This is a genomic window from Kitasatospora arboriphila (genome assembly GCF_039528095.1).
Lineage (GTDB): Bacteria > Actinomycetota > Actinomycetes > Streptomycetales > Streptomycetaceae > Kitasatospora > Kitasatospora arboriphila.
The window spans coordinates 83,067-106,528 of the sequence record NZ_BAAALD010000009.1; the positions used below are offsets into that span (position 1 = coordinate 83,067).

General features: G+C 72.7%; 18 protein-coding genes and 1 pseudogene. 13 read left to right on the plus strand and 6 right to left on the minus strand.

Translation table 11 applies throughout. The features are described from left to right. The first annotated feature begins 91 nt into the window (after positions 1–91). Together ABD353_RS07480 and ABD353_RS07485 are read left to right on the plus strand one after the other, a co-directional pair. Entirely contained in the window at positions 92–610 is a 519-nt protein-coding gene (locus tag ABD353_RS07480) for a MerR family transcriptional regulator (RefSeq protein WP_425555093.1), read from the plus strand. After that, positions 607–1,611, plus strand: coding sequence for an aldo/keto reductase (locus ABD353_RS07485; RefSeq protein ID WP_344622682.1), 1,005 nt, complete (start codon positions 607–609; stop codon positions 1,609–1,611). Before ABD353_RS07480 ends, ABD353_RS07485 begins: the two co-directional genes overlap by 4 nt. A 27-nt stretch (positions 1,612–1,638) precedes the next feature. Here ABD353_RS07485 and ABD353_RS07490 read toward each other — a convergent pair whose 3' ends face one another. From ABD353_RS07490 to ABD353_RS07500, 3 genes are all read right to left on the minus strand, one after another. Beyond that, entirely contained in the window at positions 1,639–2,820 is a 1,182-nt protein-coding gene (locus ABD353_RS07490; protein WP_344622683.1) for an alpha/beta hydrolase, read from the minus strand. Positions 2,821–2,973: 153 nt separating this feature from the next. Continuing rightward, the gene (locus ABD353_RS07495; protein ID WP_344622684.1) at positions 2,974–3,321 is read right to left on the minus strand and encodes an MmcQ/YjbR family DNA-binding protein; all 348 of its coding nucleotides are present in this window, start codon (positions 3,319–3,321) and stop codon (positions 2,974–2,976) included. 86 nt (positions 3,322–3,407) lie between these two features. Next, positions 3,408–4,097: a TetR/AcrR family transcriptional regulator gene (locus ABD353_RS07500; protein ID WP_344622685.1), complete on the minus strand. Its 690-nt coding sequence runs from the start codon at positions 4,095–4,097 to the stop codon at positions 3,408–3,410. Between the two features lie 228 nt (positions 4,098–4,325). Between ABD353_RS07500 and ABD353_RS07505 the strand changes: the two genes are divergently transcribed. Next, a complete protein-coding gene (locus ABD353_RS07505) occupies positions 4,326–5,939 on the plus strand; it encodes an MFS transporter (RefSeq protein ID WP_344622686.1) in 1,614 nt (537 codons plus the stop codon). Positions 5,940–6,139: 200 nt separating this feature from the next. Continuing rightward, positions 6,140–7,918, plus strand: coding sequence for a serine/threonine-protein kinase (locus tag ABD353_RS07510; RefSeq protein WP_344622687.1), 1,779 nt, complete (start codon positions 6,140–6,142; stop codon positions 7,916–7,918). Positions 7,919–8,013: 95 nt separating this feature from the next. Here ABD353_RS07510 and aceE read toward each other — a convergent pair whose 3' ends face one another. Beyond that, complete coding sequence (aceE, locus tag ABD353_RS07515) at positions 8,014–10,764, minus strand: pyruvate dehydrogenase (acetyl-transferring), homodimeric type (protein WP_344622688.1); 2,751 nt, start codon at positions 10,762–10,764, stop codon at positions 8,014–8,016. Positions 10,765–11,286: 522 nt separating this feature from the next. On the opposite strand from aceE, the gene ABD353_RS07520 reads away from it, so the two are divergent. The 5 genes from ABD353_RS07520 (at position 11,287) to ABD353_RS07540 (ending at position 15,143) form a co-directional block, all read left to right on the plus strand. After that, positions 11,287–11,724, plus strand: coding sequence for a DUF3052 domain-containing protein (locus ABD353_RS07520; protein ID WP_030267527.1), 438 nt, complete (start codon positions 11,287–11,289; stop codon positions 11,722–11,724). 234 nt (positions 11,725–11,958) lie between these two features. Continuing rightward, positions 11,959–12,417, plus strand: coding sequence for a peroxiredoxin (locus ABD353_RS07525; protein WP_030267523.1), 459 nt, complete (start codon positions 11,959–11,961; stop codon positions 12,415–12,417). A 190-nt stretch (positions 12,418–12,607) separates the two neighbouring features. Further along, positions 12,608–13,183 (plus strand): TerD family protein, encoded by a 576-nt coding sequence (locus tag ABD353_RS07530; RefSeq protein ID WP_344622689.1) that lies wholly within the window; start codon positions 12,608–12,610, stop codon positions 13,181–13,183. 235 nt (positions 13,184–13,418) lie between these two features. Further along, positions 13,419–13,994 (plus strand): TerD family protein, encoded by a 576-nt coding sequence (locus tag ABD353_RS07535; RefSeq protein ID WP_344622690.1) that lies wholly within the window; start codon positions 13,419–13,421, stop codon positions 13,992–13,994. Positions 13,995–14,048: 54 nt separating this feature from the next. Then, on the plus strand, positions 14,049–15,143 hold the full coding sequence (locus ABD353_RS07540) for a DUF475 domain-containing protein (protein ID WP_344622691.1): 1,095 nt from the start codon (positions 14,049–14,051) through the stop codon (positions 15,141–15,143). A gap of 95 nt (positions 15,144–15,238) precedes the next feature. On the opposite strand, the gene ABD353_RS07545 is transcribed toward ABD353_RS07540, so the two are convergent. Further along, positions 15,239–16,303 carry a DUF2637 domain-containing protein gene (locus tag ABD353_RS07545; RefSeq protein ID WP_344622692.1) on the minus strand — a complete coding sequence of 355 codons (1,065 nt, stop codon included), beginning with the start codon at positions 16,301–16,303 and terminating at the stop codon, positions 15,239–15,241. 319 nt (positions 16,304–16,622) lie between these two features. Here ABD353_RS07545 and ABD353_RS07550 point away from each other — a divergent pair, with 319 nt between their 5' ends. Then, complete coding sequence (locus ABD353_RS07550) at positions 16,623–17,363, plus strand: Tellurium resistance (RefSeq protein ID WP_344622693.1); 741 nt, start codon at positions 16,623–16,625, stop codon at positions 17,361–17,363. Positions 17,364–17,424: 61 nt separating this feature from the next. On the opposite strand, the gene ABD353_RS07555 is transcribed toward ABD353_RS07550, so the two are convergent. Continuing rightward, entirely contained in the window at positions 17,425–18,471 is a 1,047-nt protein-coding gene (locus tag ABD353_RS07555) for a TerD family protein (protein WP_344622694.1), read from the minus strand. 320 nt (positions 18,472–18,791) lie between these two features. Here ABD353_RS07555 and ABD353_RS07560 point away from each other — a divergent pair, with 320 nt between their 5' ends. The 3 genes and pseudogenes from ABD353_RS07560 to ABD353_RS07570 all read left to right on the plus strand — a co-directional run bounded on the left by ABD353_RS07560 (position 18,792) and on the right by ABD353_RS07570 (position 23,437). After that, complete coding sequence (locus tag ABD353_RS07560; RefSeq protein ID WP_344622695.1) at positions 18,792–19,958, plus strand: HpcH/HpaI aldolase/citrate lyase family protein; 1,167 nt, start codon at positions 18,792–18,794, stop codon at positions 19,956–19,958. Positions 19,959–20,062: 104 nt separating this feature from the next. Then, a pseudogene (locus ABD353_RS07565) lies at positions 20,063–22,583 on the plus strand (phosphoribosyltransferase). After that, positions 22,583–23,437 carry an HAD family hydrolase gene (locus tag ABD353_RS07570; protein ID WP_344622696.1) on the plus strand — a complete coding sequence of 285 codons (855 nt, stop codon included), beginning with the start codon at positions 22,583–22,585 and terminating at the stop codon, positions 23,435–23,437. Before ABD353_RS07565 ends, ABD353_RS07570 begins: the two are co-directional and overlap by 1 nt. The last annotated feature ends 25 nt before the right edge of the window (positions 23,438–23,462 follow it).

The window sequence follows — 23,462 nt, forward strand, 5'->3', positions numbered from 1 at the left end:
GCCCGCCGGCCGGCGCCGCGTGGCAGGCTTGCTTGGAGTGCACTCCAACTCAGTAGCGTCGTAGCCGTCGCCGACCACCGAGGAGGCCTCCGTGGCACCGCCCGTCCGCTCCGCGTCCGTTCTCGCCGATCCGCTCGCCTGCACGCACGAGGACGAGCCGGCCGAGCCCGTGCGCAGCGAATGGCACACGATCAGCGAGGTCTCCGCGACCACCGGTCTGACCGCGCACACCCTGCGCTGGTACGAGCGGATCGGCCTGCTCGACCCGGTGGACCGCTCGCACTCGGGACAGCGCCGCTACAACGGCGCCGACCTGGCCCGGCTGGCCTTCCTGGGCCGGCTGCGGCTGACCGGGATGCCGGTGGCGGACATGCTGCGCTACGTGGAGCTGGTCCGGGAAGGCGACCACACCATGGGCGAGCGGCACGACATCCTCGTCGCGCAGCGCGAGGAGGTCCGGCAGCGGATCGCCGATCTGCACGCCACGCTCGCCGTGCTCGACCACAAGATCGACATCTATTCGTCCAGCCTCCCCGGCGACGGCGCGACCGGCCCCTCGGCCGGCGCCGCGGCCGCGGACGCGCCCGGCAGGAAGCAGAAGAGCGCATGACCCTCCCCACCGCACCGCTCGGCACCAACGGCCCCGTCGTCGGCATCCAGGGCCTCGGCTGCATGGGAATGAGCGAGTTCTACGGTCCGACCGACACCGAGGAGGCGCTGGCCACCCTCGACGCCGCCCTCGACCTGGGCGTCACCCTGTTCGACACCGCCGACATCTACGGCTCCGGCCACAACGAGGAACTGGTCGGCCCCTTCGTCCGCGCCAACCGCGACCGCGTGGTGCTGGCGACCAAGTTCGCCATCGAGCGGCGCGCGGACGACCCGACGTACCGGGGCGTCCGCAACGACCCGGCGTACATCCGCAGCGCGGTCGACGCCTCGCTGCAGCGCCTCGGCATCGACGTGATCGACCTCTACTACATGCACCGCCGCGACCCGCAGGTGCCGCTCGCCGAGTCGGTGGGCGCGATGGCCGAGCTGGTGCAGGCCGGCAAGGTCCGCCACCTCGGACTCTCCGAGGTCACCGGCGCCGAACTGCGCGAGGCGTACGCGGTGCACCCGATCGCCGCCCTGCAGTCCGAGTGGTCGATCTTCTCGCGGGACGTCGAGCGCACCGCGGTGCCCGCCGCCGCCGAGCTCGGGGTCGCCTTCGTGCCGTACTCGCCGCTCGGCCGCGGCTTCCTGACCGGCGCGTTCACCGCCGCCGAGCAGCTGAGCACGGACGACTACCGCCGTTACCACCCGCAGTTCTCCGGTGCCAACGCCGCGGGCAACGCGGCCCTGGTGGCGCCGATCCAGAAGATCGCCGCGGAGCGCGGCGTCACGGCCGCGCAGGTCGCGCTGGCCTGGGTGCACCAGCGGGCCGAGGTCCACGGGCTGACGGTGGTGCCGATCCCCGGCACCCGCAAGCGCAGCCGGCTCGCCGAGAACACGGCCGCGGCCGGACTGAGGCTCACCGCCGAGGAGCTCGCCGAGCTGGAGCCGATCGCGGGCCTGGTGACCGGCAACCGCTACGCCGACATGTCCTCGACCTCGGCCGGCCGCGAGTAGCCCGGCCCGCGGACGTCACCCGCCGAGCTAGGGCTGGCGGCGGGTGACGTCGCCGTAGTCGCCGAGGGCGATCGAACCGAAGTTGTGGAGGCTCTGGGTGCCGTCCGCGAAGTAGCCGGTGTGGCCGTTGGAGCCCAGCGAGGAGACCTCCACGGCGCCGAACTCCTGCGTCGTCGGGTCCGCGCCGTGGCCGAAGCCGCCGAACTCCAGGTACGGCACGTTGCCGATCCAGTCGGTGGGGTTGCGGGTGGCCCACACCCGCACGCCCGGCCCGAGCTCGGCCGAGGTCTGCACGCCCATGCCCGGGCTGCCGAAGACCACCACGTCGGCCGGGGCCGAGCCGTGGATCGACGGGGCGGCGGTGCCGCAGACCACCGAGCCGTAGGAGTGGCAGAACAGCGTCGGCGGGAGGGTGGCGCTGCCGGTCTCCCGCAGCCCGGCCAGCAGCCGCAGCAGCCGCGGCGCCGCGGCCTCGGCCAGCCGCGAGGTCACCGCGTCCGGGCCGAGCCCCGAGGGGGTGACGTAACCCGTCCAGGCGATCACGGCGGTGCGGGTGCCGGGGGACTGCCGGTGCTCCTCGGCGAGCAGGGCCCGGGCCATGCCGGTCACCGAGCGCAGCGGGTCGGTGGTCTGGTCGAAGTGGGCGAGGTCCGCGTCCGAGCCGGGCACCAGCACGGAGATCCGGTCGGCGGTGGCGAGGTCGCCGTACGCCTCGCTGACCAGTCCGCGGCCGCGCGGGTCGAAGGCGAGGATCTGCCGGCCCGGCTTGAGCAGCCGCTCGGTGTCGTCGGCGCGGACGGAGGCGGCCGCGCGCTCGACCGGGGAGAGGCGGTGGTCGGCGGCGCGCTCGCGGGCCCGCTCGACCTCCTCGCTGACCGCGATCCGGTTGGCGCGGTAGCGCAGGGCCACCGGGACGCCGTCGAGGTTGCCCACGACCAGCGGATACACCTCGGCGAGGCGGTCCTGCTCGGCCTCGCTCAGGCCGGCGAAGAAGGCGGCGACGGCGGGCGCGTCCGCGGTGGCCGGGTCGGGCAGGGCGCGGCCGAGCGACTCGTCCTCGACCCAGGCGGCGCTGCCGGCCGGCGGGGTGGTGATCGCCACCTGCTCGTTCGAGGCGGCGGCCTGGGCGGCGGCCGCTCCGGCGTCCAGCAGGACGGCGGAGGCGGCGAAGGCGCCTATCAGCATCCGCTTGACCCGCCTGCGCTGCATAGGCGTACTCTCCCTCGGGCCGGTGACCGTGACAGCGGGCGGGGCCCGACGGTGGTACGACTGCTGTGCCAGCCAGGGTAGAACGCCCGAGCTGGGGGTGAGCAGAGTCTAAACCGTGTGATGAGTCACACAGGAGAGGGACCTGGCGTGGCGTCAGGTTGCCCGTTCGGCGTCGAACGTCCGGACCGGTCGCTCGGGCGCGGTGCTGCGCCGGGCCTCGGTGACCAGCTCACGCGGCTCGTCCGCACCGGCCCGGCCCAGCTCGACCGGCAACCAGCCGTGCCGGCCCATGTACGGGGCCACAGTACAGGTGTCCGGATCGGCGGCGAGCAGGGCCGCCTGCTCCTCCTCGGGCGCCCTGGCGCAGACCCGGCCGGAGTCGGGGGTGCCCATGGCGAAGGTCTTCTCACCGACCCGCAGGGTCACCTCGGTCTCCCGGGTGAGCCGCTCGGTCGCCGAGGGCAGGGCGAGGCCCGTCTCCAGGAACTGATCGAACGTCACCGTGCCGCAAGCCCGGAGGTGCCGGGTGACACGCCCCTGAGCGCTGCTCGGGCCCTCGCGCCCCTGGGTGAGGTGCTCGTGACTCCTCAGCTGCGCCAGGGGCCGGCGAGGGCGGGGCCGAGTTGGTCGAGGTGGCGCTCGATGATGGCGATCATGCCGTCGGGGCCGGCCGCGTGGGCGGCGGTGTCGGCCGTCCACGACAGGTGGGAGACCCGGATGACGGCGCCGAAGGCGGCGGCGAGCACCCGCGGCCGGACGTCGGTGGCGGGGTCGAGGCCCTCGCGTTCGGCGAGGATCGCGGTGACCACGCCCTCCTGCTCGATGGTGCGCCGCAGGTGGGCGGCGAGCAGCATCGGCGTGGACTCGATGAGGTCGATCAGCTCCAGTGCGGCCTGCACGCCGCCCGGTCCGCTGCCCTCGTCCCGGCTCATCACCTGCCAGGTCTGGGTGATGGAGGCCCGCATGGCCTGCAGCGGCGTCTCCTCGGCGGGCCGGCGCCGCAGGCACTCGACGAAGTAGTCCTCGGCGTCGGCGAGGACGGCCAGCGCGACCTCCTCCTTGTTGGCGAAGTACCGGAAGAAGGTGCGCTGCGAGACGTCCACGTTGGCGGCGATCTCGTCGACGGTGGTGCGGGCGTAGCCCTGCCGGAGGAAGAGGCCGTGGGCGGCCGCCACGAGGGAGTCCCTGGTGCGCTGCTTCTTCCGCTCGCGCAGTCCGAGGACCCGGCAGTCGGAGGCCGGCTGTCCGGTGCGGGAGGGGGTGAGCGGCAGGGCCATGCAGGGCGCCTTTCCTGGCAGAGCGGGACGGATACCACGATAGCGGTTCTGCCAAATGTCAGCGCCAGACGTACGACATGAATTGCCGAATGTCAGTAGCTGACATAATGTTCCCGCGAGTGGCGCCGCCGGGGCCGGACAGCCGTGGGGACGGGTGGGCCCGCGGCGCCACCTCGCCACGTCCGCAGCACGTCACCCTCGTCTCGTCCGAAAGCCCGGAGGGCACGCATGAGTTCGTCCGTCGTCAAGACCGGGAAGGCGGACGCGCCGTCGCGGTCCGCCGGCACCCCGCCGACCGGCTCCCGGGGCCTCCAGGGCCACCCCTGGCTGACCCTGCTGACCGTCGCGGTCGGCGTGATGATGGTGGCCCTCGACGGCACCGTCGTCGCCATCGCCAACCCGGCCATCCAGGCCGACCTCGGCGCCTCGCCCGCCGACATCCAGTGGGTGACCAGCGGCTACCTGCTGGCGCTCGCGGTCTTCCTGATCACCGCCGGCAAGATCGGCGACCGGTTCGGCCACAAGTCGACCTTCCTGGTCGGCGCGGCCGGCTTCGCCGCCACCTCCGCCGCGATCGGCTTCGCCGGCAGCATTCAGACCGTCATCCTGTTCCGCGTGCTGCAGGGCCTGTTCGGCGCGCTGCTGCAGCCCGCCGCGCTCGGCCTGCTGCGCGGCGCCTTCCCGGCCGAGAAGCTGAACATGGCGATCGGCATCTGGGGCGGCGTGATCGGCGCCTCCACCGCGGCCGGCCCGATCGTCGGCGGCCTGCTGGTCGAGCACGTCAACTGGGAGTCGGTCTTCTTCATCAACATCCCGGTCGGCCTGATCGCCCTGGCGCTCGGCCTGTGGATCCTGCGCGACGTGAAGACCGAGAACGCCGCGAAGTCCTTCGACATCCCCGGCATCGTGCTGCTCTCCGGGGCGATGTTCATGCTGGTCTGGGGCATCATCAAGGCCCCGGTCTGGGGCTGGGGCGACCCGGCGACCCTGGTCTTCCTCGGCGGCGCCGTCCTCGCGATGGCCGTCTTCGCCTTCTGGCAGACGAAGGCGAAGGAGCCGCTGATCCCGCTCAGCCTGTTCCGCTCGGTGCCGCTGTCGGCCGGCACCCTGCTCATGGTGCTGATGGCCTTCGCCTTCTTCGGCGGCGTCTTCTTCGTCACCTTCTACCTGCAGAACGTGCACGGCATGGCCCCGGTCGACGCCGGTGTCCACCTGCTGCCGATGACCGGCATGATGATCGTCGGCGCCCCGGTCGCCGGTGCCGCGATCGGCAAGCTCGGCCCGCGCATCCCGATCGTCGCGGGCATGCTCTTCACCACCGCCGCCATGCTCGGCATGTCGACCCTCTCCACCGACTCCGGCACCGGCGTGATGTCGCTCTGGTTCGTGCTGATGGGCCTGGGCCTGAGCCCGGTCATGGTCGGCGCCACCGAGGTGATCGTCGGCAACGCCCCGCTGGAGCTGTCCGGCGTGGCCGGCGGCCTGCAGCAGGCGGCCATGCAGGTCGGCGGCAGCCTCGGCACCGCCGTGCTCGGCGCCGTGATGGCCTCCAAGGTCACCGACGTGCTGCCGGAGAACTGGGCGAAGGCCGGTCTGCCGCCCGTCCGGGGCGCCCAGGCCGAGGGCCTCAACCAGGCCGCCCAGCTCGGCATCGCCCCGCCCGCCCCGGCCGGTACCCCGCAGCAGGCGGTGGACGCGATGGCGAACGCCGTCCACACCTCCTTCGTCAGCGGCATGTCGCTCGCCTTCGTGGTCGCCGCCGTGGTGGCGCTCGCCGCCGCCGGCCTCGGCCTGCTCACCAAGCGCGGCGCCAACGACGCCGGTCCGGCCGTCCACATCTGACGCCCGCGCAGCCCGCGCACCACGGCCCGTCGCACCACCCACGCACCCGGTCGGGAGTCCGCTCCCGGCCGGGTGCGCTGCGTCGCCGTCCCGCCGCTCCCGGTCGCCGGGCCGGGGCACCGGGCCCAGACTGGGAGCCGGGCGGGGCCGTCCGGCCGGAGCGGCGGGACGGACTTTCTGACGGGGCACAGGGGACGGCGATGGACCCAGCGGACAGCGGCGGGCCCCCGGCGGACGGCGGGGCGGACGACTCGAACGACTCGAACGACTCGAACGGCACGCACGGCACGGGTGACGCGGGCGGCGCCGACGGCCGTCTGCTCGCGGGGCGCTACCGGCTCGGGCGGCGGCTCGGCCGCGGCGGCATGGGCACGGTCTGGGTGGCCCGGGACGACAAGCTCGCCCGCCGGGTCGCGGTCAAGGAGCTGAGCGTCGCGGGCCTGCCCGAGGAGGACCTCGCCGCCGTCCGCGCGCGGATGGAGCAGGAGGCCCGCGCGGCCGCGATGCTCAAGCACCCCGGTGTGATCACCGTGTACGACGTGCTGGAGGAGGCCGGCCGGCCGTGGATCGTCATGGAGCTGATCGACGGCCGCTCGCTCGCCGAGGTCGTCGCCGAGGAGGGCACCCTGCTGCCCAAGGACGCCGCCCGGATCGGCGAGCAGGTGCTCGCCGCCCTCGACGAGGCGCACCGGAACGGCGTGCTGCACCGCGACGTCAAGCCCGCCAACATCCTGCTGGAGCGCGGCGGACGGGCCGTCCTCACCGACTTCGGCATCGCCGTGCTGGCCGGCGCCCCCGGCCTGACCCGCACCGGCGACATCGTCGGCTCGCCCGACTACGTGGCCCCGGAGCGGGTCACCGGCCACCGGCCCGGCCCCGAGTCGGACCTCTGGTCGCTCGGCGCGACGCTGTACGCGGCGGTCGAGGGTCAGTCCCCGTTCCACCGGACGACCACCATGAGCACCCTGCAGGCGGTGGTCGCCGACCCGCTGCCGGAGCCGCGCAACGCAGGCCCGCTGGCGCCCGTCCTGGAGGCGCTGCTGCGCAAGGACCCGGCCGAGCGGCCCACCGCCCCCGAGGCCCTGGCGATGCTGCACGAGCTCGCGGGAGGCCGGCCGCGGGCCGTGCAGGCGCCCACCGAGCGGGCCACTCCCGTCCTCGGCGTGCCCACCGTGGCGACGCCGCCGACGCCCGTCCCCGCCCCGGCAGCGCTGTCCGCGGCCGCCCCGCCGCCGGGGGAGCCGACGGCCGCGGAACCGCCGCAGGAGCCCGCCGACGGGGCCGGGCCGGCGCGCGGCCGACGCCGGGCCTGGCTGATCGCCGCGGGCGTGCTGGTGGCGGCGGCACTGGCCGGCGGCGTGGCCTTCGCCCTGCTCGGCGGCTCGGACGAGCCCAACACCTCCTCGGCCGCCGGTTCCCCGACCACGGCCGCCCCCACCGCGACGCCGACGCCCAGCCCGACGCCCACCCCCACGCCGACGCCCACGCCGAGTCCGACACCCAGCCCGACGCCCACCCCCACGCCCACGCCGGCCGGCACCCCGGCCCCGGCAGGCTTCCGGTGGAGCGACGACCCGGCGGGATTCCGGGTGGCCGTGCCGCAGGGCTGGACCCGCAGCGAGTCGGGCGGCCAGATCGACTACTCCCCGGACGGCGGCCTGCACCTGCTGCGCTTCGGCGTCGCACCGGGTGCCGCCCAGTCACCCGAGGCGCACTTCCTGGAGCTGGAGCAGACCGTCTCCGCCCAGCCCGACTACACCCGGGTCGTCCTGCAGCCGAACGTCTACCAGGGCCGCGAGGGCGCGCTCTGGGAGTTCACCTCCACCGACCAGCAGGGCAACCCGCGGCACGCGATCGACCAGGCGTTCATCGCCCCGGACGGCACCGAGTACGCGATCTACGCGGCCTCGCCCGAGGAGGACTGGACGGTCGCCCGGCAGCAGTTCTCCACCGTCCTGAACACCTTCACCGTGACGTGAACGACGTGGCGTGAACCGGACGGCGTGAGCCGGGAACGCCGGAGGGCCGGCCACCCCCTGCGGGGCGGCCGGCCCTCCGGACCGGATCCAGCGGATCAGGCGTCGCCGCCGGCCGCACCCGGGTCGGCCGAGGCCACGTCGAGCAGCTGGTAGCGGTCGATCGCGGACTTCAGCACGCTGCGCTCGACCTTGCCCTGCTTGGCGAGCTCGGTGAGCACCGCGAGGACGACCGACTGCGCGTCGATGTGGAAGAAGCGACGGGCCGCACCGCGGGTGTCGGCGAAGCCGAAGCCGTCCGCACCCAGCGACTGCCAGGTGCCCGGCACCCAGCGGGAGATCTGGTCCGGCACCGCGCGCATCCAGTCGGACACCGCGACGAACGGACCCTCGGCGCCCTGGAGCTTGGCGGTCACGTACGGGACGCGCTGCGGCTCCTCCGGGTGGAGCAGGTTGAACTCCTCCACCTCGACGGCGTCGCGGCGCAGCTCGTTCCACGAGGTCGCGGACCACACGTCGGCCTTGACGTTCCACTCCTCGGCGAGGATGCGCTGGGCCTCCAGGGCCCACGGCACGGCCACGCCGGAGGCGAGGATCTGCGCCGGGATCGCGCCGGCCTCGCCGCCCTTGAGCCGGTACAGGCCCTTGAGGATGCCGTCGGTGTCGACGCCCTCCGGCTCGGCCGGCATCTTGATGGGCTCGTTGTAGACGGTGAGGTAGTAGAAGACGTCCTCGCCGGTCGGGAACTCCGCGCTGGAGCCGTACATGCGGCGCAGGCCGTCCTGCACGATGTGGGCGATCTCGTAGCCGTACGCCGGGTCGTACGCGACGACAGCGGGGTTGGTCGAGGCCAGCAGGTGCGAGTGGCCGTCGGCGTGCTGCAGGCCCTCGCCGGTCAGCGTGGTGCGGCCGGCGGTGGCGCCGAGCACGAAGCCGCGGGCCAGCTGGTCGGCCATCTGCCAGAACTGGTCGCCGGTGCGCTGGAACCCGAACATCGAGTAGAAGACGTACACCGGGATCAGCGGCTCGCCGTGCGTCGCGTAGGACGAGCCGGCGGCGATCAGCGAGGCGGTGCAGCCCGCCTCGGAGATGCCGTCGTGCAGCATCTGGCCGGTCGGGGACTCCTTGTACGCCAGCAGCAGCTCGCGGTCGACCGACTCGTAGGTCTGGCCGAGCGGGTTGTAGATCTTGGCGGACGGGAAGAGCGAGTCCATGCCGAAGGTGCGGTACTCGTCCGGCGCGATCGGCACGAAGCGGTTGCCGATGCCCTTGTCCCGCATGAGGTCCTTGAGCAGCCGGACGAACGCCATGGTGGTGGCGATGGTCTGGTTGCCGGAGCCCTTCTTGACCGCCTTGTACGCGTCGTCGCCGGGCAGCTCCAGCTTGCGCGGGCGCACCTTGCGGGTCGGCACGTAGCCGCCGAGCTCGCGCCGGCGGTCGTGCATGTACTGGATCTCCTCCGAGTCGCGACCCGGGTGGTAGTAGGGCGCGTAGCCCTCGTCCAGCTGCTTGTCGGTGATCGGCAGGTGCAGGCGGTCGCGGAAGCGCTTCAGGTCCTCGACCGTCAGCTTCTTCATCTGGTGCGTCGCGTTGCGGCCCTCGAAGTTCGGGCCGAGCGTCCAGCCCTTGACCGTCTGGGCGAGGATGACCGTCGGCTGGCCCTTGTGCTCGCGGGCGGCCTTGAACGCGGCGTAGACCTTGCGGTGGTCGTGGCCGCCGCGGCCCAGGTGCTGGATCTCGTGGTCGGACATGTTCTCGACCATGGCGCGCAGGCGCAGGTCGCCGCCGAAGAAGTGCTCGCGGATGTACGCGCCGGTCTCGGTGGCGTACGTCTGGAACTGGCCGTCCACCGTGGTGTTCAGCTTGTTCACCAGGACGCCGTCGCGGTCCTGCGCGAGCAGCGGGTCCCAGCTGCGGTCCCAGACCAGCTTGATCACGTTCCAGCCGGCGCCGCGGAACTGCGACTCCAGCTCCTGGATGATCTTGCCGTTGCCGCGGACCGGGCCGTCGAGGCGCTGCAGGTTGCAGTTGACCACGAAGGTCAGGTTGTCCAGGCCCTCGCGCGCGGCGAGCGACAGCTGGCCGAGCGACTCGGGCTCGTCCATCTCGCCGTCGCCGAGGAAGGCGTAGACGTGGCTGTCGGAGGTGTCCTTGATGCCGCGGTGCTCCAGGTACCGGTTCATCCGGGCCTGGTAGATCGCGCCGAGCGGGCCGAGGCCCATCGACACGGTCGGGAACTCCCAGAAGTCCGGCATCAGCCGCGGGTGCGGGTAGCTGGAGAGGCCGTAGGGGGCCTTCGACTTCTCCTGGCGGAACGCGTCGAGCTGCTGCTCGGTGAGTCGGTCCAGCAGGAACGCGCGGGCGTAGATGCCGGGGGAGGCGTGACCCTGGAAGAAGATCTGGTCGCCGGACTCGCCCTCGGCGTCCTTGCCGCGGAAGAAGTAGTTGAAGCCCACGTCGTACAGGGACGCGGAGGAGGCGAAGGTGGCGATGTGGCCGCCGACGCCGATGCCCGGGCGCTGCGCCCGGGAGACCATCACGGCCGCGTTCCAGCGGGTCGCGTTGAGGATCTTGCGCTCGATCTCCTCGTTGCCGGGGAAGAACGGCTCGTCCTTGGTCGCGATGGTGTTGACGTAGTCCGTGCTGCGCATCTCGGGCACGGCGACACGCTTCTCGCGGGCGCGCTCGATCAGGCGGAGCATCAGGTAGCGGGCGCGCTCACGCCCCCGCTCGTCGATGGCCGCGTCGAGCGACTCCAGCCATTCCGCGGTCTCCTCGGGATCGAAGTCCGGGACCTGACTCGGAAGGCCGCCAATGATGATCGGGTTGCGATCGGATCCGGAAGCCACGCTGTTCCTTCACTGTCGGTCGAAACTGAGGTGTGTCGCGCCGCCTCCATCGTGTACCGCGACTCGGAGATCCGTCATCTCTACCGATCGGTAACCGTTCCGCCTGGTGGGCGGGCCGGTCGGGGGGTGGTGCGGGGGGCGTCGTCGCCCGTCCTGCGCACCCCCGGTTGTGGTGTTACGAAGAGGTGGTCCGACCTGGGTCCCTCCCGCCCGGAAGGGCGGTCGGGCTGAGGGCCAACAGGAGACTCTACGCCCGCCGGAGCGGTGACCCCGAATGCCGTTCGCATCTCGGGCACGTGTGCGGCCGGTGCTGGACCTGGGCCAGGGGTCGAAGCATGATTGGTCGGGGCAGAAAAGGGCAAACGGGTGTGATTCCCAACACATCACTCGGCGTGTCCCCCTTCCCCACGTCAACCTTTGGGTGGGATCGGGTGTCGGGTACTTGCGCGAACCGCCGCGCACGTGTGGACTACGCCCACAGCCTCGGCATGGACGCCGAGCCGAATACTGGAGGTTATTCCCGTGAGCGCGACCGCGGACCCCGCGGACAAGTCCAACCCGGCAGCTCGTCTCGGCTTCGAAGAAGGCCAGATCATCCAGGAGCTCGGGTACGACGAAGACAGTGACCAGGAGCTCCGCGAGGGCATCGAGTCCATCACTGGCAGCGATCTCGTCGACGAGGACTACGACGACGTCGCCGACGGCGTCCTGCTGTGGCACCGCGAGGAGGACGGGGATCTCACCGACGCCCTCGTCGACGCGCTGGAGTACCTCGCCGAAGGCGGTCTGATCTGGCTGCTGACGCCCAAGACCGGCCGTGACGGCCACGTCGAGGCGCACGAGATCGCCGACGCCGCCAAGACGGCCGGCCTGTCGCAGACCAGCTCGGTCGCGATCGCCAAGGACTGGGCCGGCACCCGCCTGGCCACCCCGAAGGCCGCACGCTCCGGGAAGCGCTGACCTACGGAACGACCGTCGAGGGCCCCGCTGGAGCATCCTCCAGCGGGGCCCTTCGGCATGCCCCGCCATGTTGTGGCTGCCGCCGGTGCGGATGTTCACCGAGGGCGAAACCATGGGGCCGGGCCTCCGCCCATCTCACCCGAACGGCCGAAACCACCCGGACGGATGCGAGGATGCCCCTGTCCCGAGGCCGCGCTCCGCGGCCGCGGCACCACGACGAGGAAGGTCCCATCCATGGCCATCGAGGTCGGCACCCAGGCTCCGGACTTCGAGCTCAAGAACCAGCACGGCGAGCTCGTGAAGCTCTCCGACTTCCGGGGCGAGAAGAACGTCGTCCTGGTCTTCTACCCGTTCGCCTTCACCGGTGTCTGCACCGGCGAGGTGTGCGCGATCCAGAAGGAGCTGCCGCGCCTGCAGAACGACGACGTCCAGGTGCTGGCGGTCTCCAACGACTCGCCGTTCACGCTGCGCGTCTTCGCCGACCAGGAGGGGCTGGACTACCCGCTGCTGTCCGACTTCTGGCCGCACGGCGAGGTCTCCCGCGCCTACGGCGTCTTCGCCGAGGACAAGGGCTGCGCGGTCCGCGGCACCTTCGTGATCGACAAGGCCGGCGCCGTCCGCTGGTCCGTGGTCAACGGGCTGCCGGACGCCCGCGACGAGCAGGAATACCTGGCCGCCCTCGGCGCGCTCTGATCGTCGGGGGCGCCCCGCCCGGGCCCGGCGCGTTCGGACGGTTGTCCGACGCGCCGGGTTTTCCTGGCGGACCGGTGGGGAACCCGGCACTACGATCGGGCCGTTGGCAGGACGGGTGCCCCGCACGGGGTGGCCCGGACCCGCACCACCGGGGGCACCAGCACGTGCCTCCCGCACCTTTGGAGGACTAGTGGGTGTCAGCCTGAGCAAGGGCGGCAACGTCTCCCTCACCAAGGAGGCCCCTGGCCTGGCGGCCGTGATCGTCGGCCTCGGCTGGGACGTCCGCACCACCACCGGCACCGATTTCGACCTGGACGCCAGCGCCCTGCTCTGCACCGACCAGGGCAAGGTCCGCTCCGACGCCGACTTCGTCTTCTTCAACAACCTCACCAGCCAGGACGGCTCGGTCGAGCACACCGGCGACAACCTCACCGGCGAGGGCGAGGGCGACGACGAGCAGATCAAGGTCAACCTCGCCGGCGTTCCGGCCGAGGTCGCCAAGATCGTCTTCCCGGTGTCGATCTACGACGCCGAGAACCGCCAGCAGAACTTCGGCCAGGTGCGCAACGCCTTCATCCGCGTGCTCAACCAGGCCGGCGGCGCCGAGATCGCCCGGTACGACCTCTCCGAGGACGCCTCCACCGAGACGGCGATGGTCTTCGGCGAGCTCTACCGCAACGGCGCGGAGTGGAAGTTCCGCGCCATCGGCCAGGGCTACGCCTCCGGCCTGCGCGGCATCGCGCAGGACTTCGGCGTGAACGTCTGACCGGGGCGGCTGCATACTCTTGGCCGGGGCCGGTACGGGTGCATTCCCGTACCGGCCCCGGCCGCTGCGTGTCCGCGGCGGTGCGGGCAGGTAGTTCAGGAAGTTCAGGCCGGTGTGCGGGATCGCGCGACGGTGCGGGGGCGTAGATCTGGGGTACGTCCCGTCGTGCCGGTCGCAGGCCCGAGCCGGCCCGGCAGAGAGGCCCCGGGGACGGGGGGACTGGGAGGAAATCCAGATGAGTGTCACGCTGGCCAAGGGCGGCAACGTCTCGCTGACCAAGGCCGCGCCCAACCTGACGCAGGTGCAGATCGGGCTGGGCTGGGACGCCCGTTCGACCACCGGCGCGCCGTTCGACCTGGACGCCAGTGCGCTGCTCTGCGGCGGCGGCCGGGTGCTCGGCGACGAGTACTTCGTCTTCTACAACAACCTGCGCAGCCCCGAGGGGTCGGTCGAGCACCAGGGCGACAACCTCACCGGCGACGGCGACGGGGACGACGAGGTCGTTCAGGTCAACCTCGACCTGGTGCCCGTCCAGGTCGACAAGGTCGTCTTCGCGGTGTCGATCTACGACGCCGAGGCCCGGATCCAGAACTTCGGGCAGGTGTCCAACGCCTACATCCGCGTGGTCAACCTGACGGACGGGCGCGAGATCGCCCGATACGACCTCACCGAGGACGCGTCCACGGAGACCGCGATGATCTTCGGCGAGCTCTACCGCTACCAGGGCGAGTGGAAGTTCCGCGCCGTCGGCCAGGGCTACGCCTCGGGCCTGCGCGGCATCGCCCTGGATTTCGGCGTAAACGTCCAGTAAAGTCCGCCGCCGAAAACACGCCCGTGGACATGAAATCGAAAGGTAACTGACCCCGTGTTCCTCCGCACATTCGGATGGTCCTTCGCCATCACGATCGTCGGCCTCATCGCAGCCGGCCTGATCTGGGGGGCCGAAGGGTTCGGCGTCGTGCTGATCCTCTCGATCCTCGAGATCTCCCTCTCGTTCGACAATGCCGTCGTCAACGCCACCGTCCTGAAGCGGATGAACGCCTTCTGGCAGAAGATCTTCCTGACGGTCGGCGTCCTGATCGCCGTCTTCGGCATGCGCCTGATCTTCCCGCTGCTGGTGGTCGGCCTGACGGCCCACCTCGCGCCGGGCACGGTCATCGAGCTGGCCCTGGACTCCACCAAGACCTACAACGGCCAGACCTACGCCGACTACCTCGAGGCGGCCAACCCGGCCATCGCGGCCTTCGGCGGCATCTTCCTGCTGATGATCTTCCTCGACTTCATCTTCGAGGAGAAGGACTTCAACTGGCTGCGCTGGCTGGAGAAGCCGCTCGAGAAGATCGGCAAGCTGGACGCCCTCTCCTCGGTCATCGCGCTGGTCGTGCTGGCCGTGTCCGCCCGTCTCTTCGCCGCCGAGCACGCCGAGACGGTGCTGCTGGCCGGCCTGATGGGCCTCGCCACCTACCTCGCCGTCAACGGCCTCTCGGGCGTCTTCGAGTCCGGCCTGGAGGCGCAGGAGGAGGCCGAGGAGGAGGCCGAGAAGACCGGCAAGTCGATCGTCCAGGTCGGCGGCAAGGCCGCGTTCTTCCTCTTCCTCTACCTGGAGGTCTTGGACGCGTCGTTCTCCTTCGACGGCGTGGTCGGCGCCTTCGCCATCTCCCAGGACATCTTCATGATCACCCTGGGTCTGGGCATCGGCGCCATGTACATCCGCTCGCTCACCGTCTTCCTGGTCCGCAAGGGCACCCTGGACGACTACGTGTACCTGGAGCACGGCGCCCACTACGCGATCGGCGCGCTGGCGCTGATCCTGCTGGCCTCGATCGAGTACCACATCCCGGAGCTGGTCACCGGCCTGATCGGCGTCGGCTTCATCGGTGCGGCGCTCGCCTCCTCGGTGGTCCGCAACCGGCGCGAGCAGGCGCTGGAGACCTCCGAACCGGAGACGACCTCGGTCTGATCCGGGCGCGGTCACGGCGAAGGGCCCCGCACACCTCGGTGTGCGGGGCCCCTTCGTGTCGCCGGTGCGTCGCCGGGGGGACGGCGTCGCCGGGGTCAGCCGAGCTGCTGCTCGATCGCGCGGAGCTTGCGCTCCAGCGAGTCCAGCTTCGGCATCGACAGGGTGTCCTCGTCCAGCGTCAGGTCGATGCTGGAGGAGCTGCCGACGGCGGCGCGGGGGCGCCGGCCGGCGGTGAGGGCGGCGGGCTCCAGCGCGGAGGGGCCGACCTTGGCCATCGGGTCCTCGTCGGCTAGAGCAGGCTCCGTAGCGGAGGACTCGCCCGCACCGGCCGCGGTCAGCGCCGGCACCTCGCGGCCGCCGCGCGCCCGGGAGAGCACCCCGCCCTGCGAGCGGGCGATCGCCTTCAGCTCGGCGCGCTCGCGGCGGTCCGCCGAGCGGGCCCGCAGCTTCGCCTCCTGCTTGGCCTGCCGCTCCTCGCGGACCTCGTCGACCGCCTCGTCCAGGCTGCGCACGTTCTCCAGCAGCATCAGCGACCACGCCGCGTAGGTCTCGCGGGGCGCCCGCAGCCAGCGGACGATGCGGATCTGCGGCAGCGGCCGCGGGATCAGGCCCTGCTCGCGCAGCGCCGCCCGGCGGGTCTGCTTCAGCGCCCGGTCGAACAGCACCGCGGCCGAGATCGACATGCCGGCGAAGAACTGCGGGGCGCCGTCGTGGGCACCGCCGCGCGGGGCGTGCACCCAGTTGAACCAGGCCGAGGCCACCGCGAACAGCCAGACCAGCAGGCGCGAGCCGAGCGCCGCGTCACCGTGGCTGGCCTCGCGCACGGCGAGCACCGAGCAGAACATCGCGGCACCGTCGAGGCCGAACGGGACGAGGTACTCCCAGCCGCCGGACAGACCCAGGTTCTCCTGGCCGAAGCCGACCAGGCCGTGGAAGGAGAGCGCGGCCGCGACACCGGCGCAGCAGAACAGCAGCACGTAGGAGGCGCCGCCGTAGACCGCCTCCTTGCGGCGGCGGCGCTCCTCGCTGCGCTCCCAGGAGTCGGTGTTCTCGTCGGTCTTGTTGTTCTTGACGCGCAGCACGGCCACCAGGACGGCGGTGAACAGCAGGGCTGCGCCGCCGATGACGGCCCATACCAGCTGTATGGAGGAGAGGTTCATCGTGGGTCGGGCCTCGAATTTCCGCAGGACAGGGGGATGGAACGCGGTCGGGCACAGGAGGCGGCCCGGGCGGGTCGGGATCCTGACGGGGCGTCGTGGACGCCGCCGCACGGGACGTCGGGGACTCCTGTGCGGCACCGACGATATCGCGTCCAACGGCCCGGCATGGTACGGGAGGCGGCGATCGGCCGCCAGGCGGAGGACTGACGGTGGCTCATCGTCGTCGGTGGGGTATGGCTCTGATGGGACGATACGAGCACGGTGCACGACGGAGGGCGATCACCGGCCGGACGGCCGGGAGAGGGGGAGGGCGGACGCCATGGTCTCGGTCTGGGAGTTCCTCAAGGGGGACCGCAGGGGAGTGGACTCCGGGGGGCAGTTCAAGGTCACGCTGACCAAGTCCCAACCGCAGCACGCGCTGACCGGTGCGGCGGCGACCACCGGGTATCTGTACGTCAACCTGCACTGGACCACCCGTTCGGCGGATCGTCCGTCCGGGGGTGGCGGTCTGCGCAACCTGTTCGACCTGCGGAACCTGCGTCCGATGGCGCCGCAGTCGCTGGACCGGGCGCCGGTCAGCGTCGACCTGGACCTGGCCTGCATGTACGAGCTGGCCGACGGCAGCCGCGGGGTCGTCCAGCCGCTGGGCGGCTACTTCGGCGACCTCAACCGGCCGCCGTACATCAAGCTGAGCGGCGACGACGTCTACGGCGCCCCGTCCGGCGAGACGATGTACGTCAACCTGGAGAAGAAGGACCAGTTCCGGCGGCTGCTGATCTTCGTCTACATCTACGACGACACGCCCGCGTTCGGCCACACCCACGCCACCGTGACGATCGTGCCGCAGACCGGTCCGCGGATCGAGATCAAGCTGGACGAGCGGGCGCCGGCCGCGCGCTCCTGCGCGGTGGTGCTGATCGAGAACTCCGGCGACGGCCAGCTCACCGTCCGCCGCGAGGTGCGCTACGTGCACGGGTTCCAGTCGGATCTGGACCGGCTGTACGGCTTCGGCATGCAGTGGCAGCGCGGCTACAAGGGCCCGGCCGGGCCGGCGGCCTGATCCGGCCTGATCCGGCCGGACGTTTCCGGGGGCGCGCCGTGCGGACGGCGCGCCCCGGCGGTCAGCGCGGCTGGAACTGCGGGCCCTGCGGCGGCAGCGCGAATCCGGGCGCACCCGTCGGCTGCGGGGCCGGCTGCTGGGCGGCCTGCTGGGCCTGCGGCTGGGCCTGCGGGGCGGGCTGCTGCTGCGGGTACCCGTAGCCGGGCGCCGGCTGCTGCTGTTGCGGGTAGCCGTACCCCGGCTGCTGCTGGGGGTAGCCGTAGCCACCGGGCTGGGGCGACTGCTGGGGCTGCTGCTGGGGCTGGGGCTGCTGGGGCGGGTAGCCGTACCCGCCGGCCTGCGCGGCGGACGGCTGCGGGTAGCCGTACCCGGCGGGCGCCGGGGCCGCCGGGGTGCCCACCGTCGGCGGGGCGCTGGGCGGCGGTGGCGCAGGGGCCGCCTGGGGAGCGGCCGGTGCCAGCGTGTAGATGTCCGGCTCCTCCGGCAGGTCGGCCGCGGGCACGGCAGGCTCGGGCGCCGGCGGGCCGTCCACGGGCGGCAGCGCGTCCGCGACCTCCTCGCCGTCCTCGACCGCGATGCCGTAGTCGGTGGCCAGCCCGCTCAGGCCGGTGGCGTAGCCCTGGCCGATCGCCCGGAACTTCCACCCGCCCGCCCGCCGGTAGAACTCGCCGGCCACCAGCGCGGTGACGTCGCCGCTGTCGGTGACGGGGAACTCGGCGAGCGGATCGGCGCCCTCGCCGGCCGCGACGTCGAAGACCAGCACCCGCAGCCGCGGCACCGACGGGAAGGAACCCTCCTCGGAGGAGCCCGCCATCACCACCCGGTCGACGTCCTCGGCCAGCCTGCCGAGGTCGATCTCGACCGCGTCCGACACCTCGTCCCCGGCGCCGGCCTGCTGCTTGGGCAGGTGGCGCACCAGGCCCGAAGGATGCCTCGGCTGGTTGTAGAAGACGAAGTCGGCATCCGAACGGACCTTGCCGTCGGCGGCGACCAGCAGCGCGGAGACGTCCACGTCGGGTGCGCCGGGCGTCGCCGACCAGCGCAGCACGGCGCGGACGGCGGCGGCCGTCAGCGGGATGTTGGCGCCCTTCGCCATCACGTGCGTCATGCCCCAATCCTGCCCGGCCCCGCCCTCCGCGGACAATGCGGGCCGCCACCACCCCGGAGGGGGGTTTTGTGTCGCACCGGGTAACCTTCCGAGAATTCGATGTTTCAGGTCTTTGCAAAGCCCTGAAGGACCGTACGATTAGCGGCCAACGGCTCCCGGTACACCACCCACCTCGGCGAACGCGACGCGGCGGACGCGAGGGCGACCGCGCCGCCTTTACCCGCGAAACCATCGGGCCCCGCTGTTCGTCCCTGTTGTCGGGACGTCAGCCCAATCCCGCCCGGTGACCGGGCCGCCACCACGATTGCAGGGAGTGCAGCTTGCGCCACTTCGGCCACCTCGCCGACGACGTCCGCGAACGGCTCTTCCTGCACCAGCCGGTCGACTTCGACCTCGGCAGCGCACCCTCCGTGCTCTCCACCGCGCTCGGCGCGACCCTCTACAGCCCCGCCACCCGCAGCACGCTGGCCGCCGACATCCGCAAGCAGGCCGCCCGCGGCGTGGTCTCCATGGTGCTCTGCCTGGAGGACGCGATCGCCGACCACGAGGTGCCGGCCGCCGAGGAGAACCTCGTCGCCCAGCTCGGCGAGCTCGCCGCCACCGGCGCCACCGGCCTGCCGCTGCTGTTCGTCCGGGTCCGCGCCGCCGCGCAGATCACCGACCTCACCGCACGGCTCGGCCCCGCGGTGCGGCTGCTGGCCGGCTACGTGGTGCCCAAGTTCACCGAGGAGAGCGGCGGCGCCTTCCTGGAGGCGCTCACCGCCGCCGAGGAGCGCTCCGGCCAGCGGCTGTTCGCCATGCCGGTGCTGGAGTCGCCCGAGCTCGCCCACCTGGAGACCCGCCGCGAGCAGCTCTTCGCCGTCGCCCGGCTGCTCGACAAGCACCGCGAGCGCATCCTCGCCGTCCGGCTCGGTGTCACCGACCTGTGCTCCGCGTACGGACTGCGCCGCTCGCCCGACCTCACCGCCTACGACGTGGCCCTGGTCGCCGGCGTCATCGGCGACGTGGTCAACGTGCTCGGCCGCGCCGACGGCACCGGGTTCACCGTGACCGGCCCGGTCTGGGAGTACTTCCCGGTGCAGGAGCGCATGTTCAAGCCGCAGCTGCGCCGCACCCCGTTCGCCGAGGCGCACCCGCCGGCCGACGGCGTCCGGCAGCGCATCATCGAGCACGACCTGGACGGGCTGATCCGCGAGATCGAGCTCGACCGCGCCAACGGCCTGCTCGGCAAGACCTGTATCCACCCCAGCCACGTGCCCGCCGTGCACGCCCTCTCGGTGGTCACGCACGAGGAGTACTCCGACGCGCAGGACATCCTCAGCCGCGACGGCGGCGGGGTGCTGCGCTCCGCGTACACCAACAAGATGAACGAGGCCAAGCCGCACCGGGCCTGGGCGGAGCGGGTGCTGCTGCGCGCCGACGTCTTCGGGGTGGCCCGCGAGGACGTCAGCTTCGCCGAGCTGCTGGGCGCCTGCCTCTGCGGCTGACCCGCCGCATCCCCGGGCACCCGTGCGTACCCTGGGCACCTTTGCACGACCGCACGACCGCACGACCGCACCTCTGCACGACCGCACCACCGAAAGCAGGAGTCTTGACCGCACAGCACCCCGCCCCGGCGCCGTGGACCGGCCAGTGGGTCACCGACCGGCTCGGCATCGGGCTCACCGGCTCGCCGGAGCTGCGGGAGCTGATCGGGCTCGCCCTGCGCCGCAACCCGCGCCGCGCCCACCTGCTGGTCTCCCACGTGCTCGGCAAGCACGTGCCGCAGCTCCCCGCCGTGGTGCACGGCGCCGGGCTGGAGCTCGGCCGCCGGGTCCGCGAGCTGCTCGGCCCCGAGGACGCCGCCCGGGCGGTCGTCCTCGGCTACGCGGAGACCGCCACCGCGCTCGGCCACAGCGTCGCCGACGGCCTGGACGCCCCGTACCTGCACTCCACCCGCCGCCCGGTCGACGGCGTCGAGCCGGTCGGCGGCTTCGAGGAGGAGCACTCGCACGCCACCTCGCACCTGCTGCTGCCCGAGGACCCGGCGCTGCTCGCCGGCGACGGGCCGCTGGTCCTGGTCGACGACGAGTTCTCCACCGGCAACACCGTGCTCAACACCGTCCGCGCGCTGCACGCCGCGCACCCCCGGGACCGCTACGTGGTGGTCGCCCTGGTCGACCTGCGCACCGGGGCCGACCGGGAGCGCCTCGACAAGGCCGCCGCCGAGCTCGGCGCCCGCCTCGACCTGGTCGCCGGCGCGGTCGGGGGCGTCCGGCTGCCCGCCGACGTGCTGGCCCGCGCGCAGGAGATCGTCGACGCGCAGCCCGCGCCCGCACCGCTGCCCGACGCTCCGCTCGCCCCCGTCCACCGGGCCGAGCTCGACTGGCCCGCCGACCTGCCCGACGGCGGCCGGCACGGCTTCACCGCCGACCACCGCCGCCGCCTCGACGCCGCCCTGCCCGACCTCGCCGCCCCGCTCGCCGAGCAGCTCGCCGACCGCCGCCGCGTCCTCGTCCTCGGCTTCGAGGAGCTGATGTACGCGCCGCTGCGCCTCGCCGGGGCGCTCGCCGACCGGCTCGGCGGCGACCGCGTACGCTTCTCCACGACGACCCGCTCGCCGGTGCTCGCCGTGGACGACCCGGGCTACGCGATCCGCACCCGGCTGGCCTTCCCGGCCCACGACGACCCCGCCGACCGCTCCACCGAGCGGTACGCCTACAACGTCGCCCCCGGCAGCGACCCCGCCCGCCGCTTCGACGCGATCGTCCTGGTGGTCGACACCCCCGGCGACACCGCCGCCCTGCACGAGGGCGACGAGGCCCTGCTGCGCCAGCTGCGGGCCGTCACCGACCAGGTGGTGCTCGCCGTTCTCCCCGCGTACCGGCCCGGGTCACCCCGCTGACGCCTCCGTCCCCCACCATCGACAGCGCACCTCCCCACGTAAGGCGACCATGACGACCACCCTGCCCGCGCCGCTGTTCGGCCCCGCGTTCTCCTCGTACTCGGCCGAGGACGTGATCTGGCTGCTCAAGGACCTCTCCGGGGTGGCACTGGAGGCGCCGACCGAGGAGCGCGAGGAGGCCGTGCAGTCCGGCGGCGCCCACTACGCCGAGTCGCTGCCGATCGAGTACCAGCCCAGCCCCGAGTACCAGGAGCTGTACAAGCAGGCGCTCGCCGCCTCCGGCGAGCGGATCGCGCTGGCCGTCGGCACCGTCGCCGAGACGCTGCTGCGCGAGCGCGGCCGCGGCCTGGTGCTCGCCTCGCTGGCCCGGGCCGGCACCCCGGTCGGCGTGCTGATCCGCCGCTGGCTCGGCTTCGCCCACGGCCTCGACGTCCCGCACTACACCGTCTCCATCGTGCGCGGGCGCGGCATCGACCCGGTGGCGCTGCGCCACCTCGCCGCCCACCACGACGCCGGCTCGGTGGTCTTCGTCGACGGCTGGACGGGCAAGGGCGCCATCACCCGCGAACTCTCCGAGGCGCTGCAGGGCAGCGGTTTCGACCCCGACCTCGCGGTGCTCGCCGACCCCGGCCGCTGCGTGCGCACCTACGGCACCCGGGACGACTTCCTCATCCCGTCCGCCTGCCTCAACTCCACCGTCTCCGGCCTGATCTCGCGCACCGTGCTGCGCCCCGACCTGATCGGCCCGGACGACTTCCACGGCGCCAAGTTCTACCGCGAGCTCGCCGTCGCCGACGTCTCGAACGACTTCCTCACCGCCGTCGCCGCGCACTTCCCGGCCGTCCGGGCCGCGGCCGTCGCGGCCGCCGACGCCCTCGCCGCCGAGGACCGCACCCCCACCTGGGAGGGCTGGGCGGCCGTCGAGCGGATCAGCGCCGAGTACGGCATCGACAACGTCAACCTGGTGAAGCCGGGGGTGGGCGAGACCACCCGCGTCATGCTCCGCCGGGTGCCCTGGCGAGTGCTGGCCCGGCGCGGTGCCGGAGCCGACCTCGACCACGTCAGGCTGCTCGCCGCACAGCGCGGCGTCCCGGTGGAGGAGGTGGACGACCTGCCGTACTCCTGCGTGGGCCTGATCCACCCCCGCTACACCCGCGGGGCGACCGGCGCCGACGGCACGGCGGTGCACACCGCCGAGGGCGGCGAAGTTCTCACGAAGGAAAGTTGATGCCGAATCAGCAGCCGAGTCAGTTCCTGGTCGCGAGCGACCTCGACCGCACCCTGATCTACTCCAACCGGGCGCTCGCCCTGGACGTGCCGGACCGGCTCGCCCCCCGGCTGCTCTCGGTGGAGGTCAACGACGGCCGGGCGCTCTCGTTCATGACCGAGCAGGCCGCCGAGCTGCTCGTCGAACTGACCCGGCTCGCCGTGTTCGTGCCCGCCACCACCCGCACCCGGGCCCAGTACGAGCGGGTCAACCTGCCCGGCCCGACGCCGGGGTGGATCCCGAAGTACGCGATCTGCGCCAACGGCGGCCACGTGCTGGTCGACGGCGTCTGGGACCGCGACTGGCACGCCGAGGTGCGCTCGCGGCTCGCCGCCGCCAGCGCCCCGCTCGCCGAGGTCGTCGAGCACCTGGCCATCTCGGCCGACCCGGAGTGGACGCACAAGCGGCGGGTCGCCGAGGACCTCTTCGCCTACCTCGTCGTCGAGCGCGCCGACCTGCCCGAGGGCTGGCTGGAGGAGCTCACCGGCTGGTGCGCCGAGCGCGGCTGGACGGTCTCGCTGCAGGGCCGCAAGGTGTACGCGGTGCCGGCCCCGCTCACCAAGAGCGAGGCCCTCGCCGAGGTCGAGCGCCGGACGGGTGCGGCCACCGTGCTGACCGCCGGCGACTCGCTGCTCGACGCCGAGCTGCTGCTCGCCGCCGACGCGGGCTGGCGGCCCGGCCACGGCGAACTCGCCGACACCGGCTGGGCGGCGCCCGGCGTCACCGCGCTCACCCAGGTCGGTGTCGCGGCGGGCGAGGAGATCGTCCGGCGGATGCTGGAGCGGGTGCGGGCCGGGGCGGCCGTCCGCGCCTGAGCATCGTGCCCGGGGCCCGGCCGTG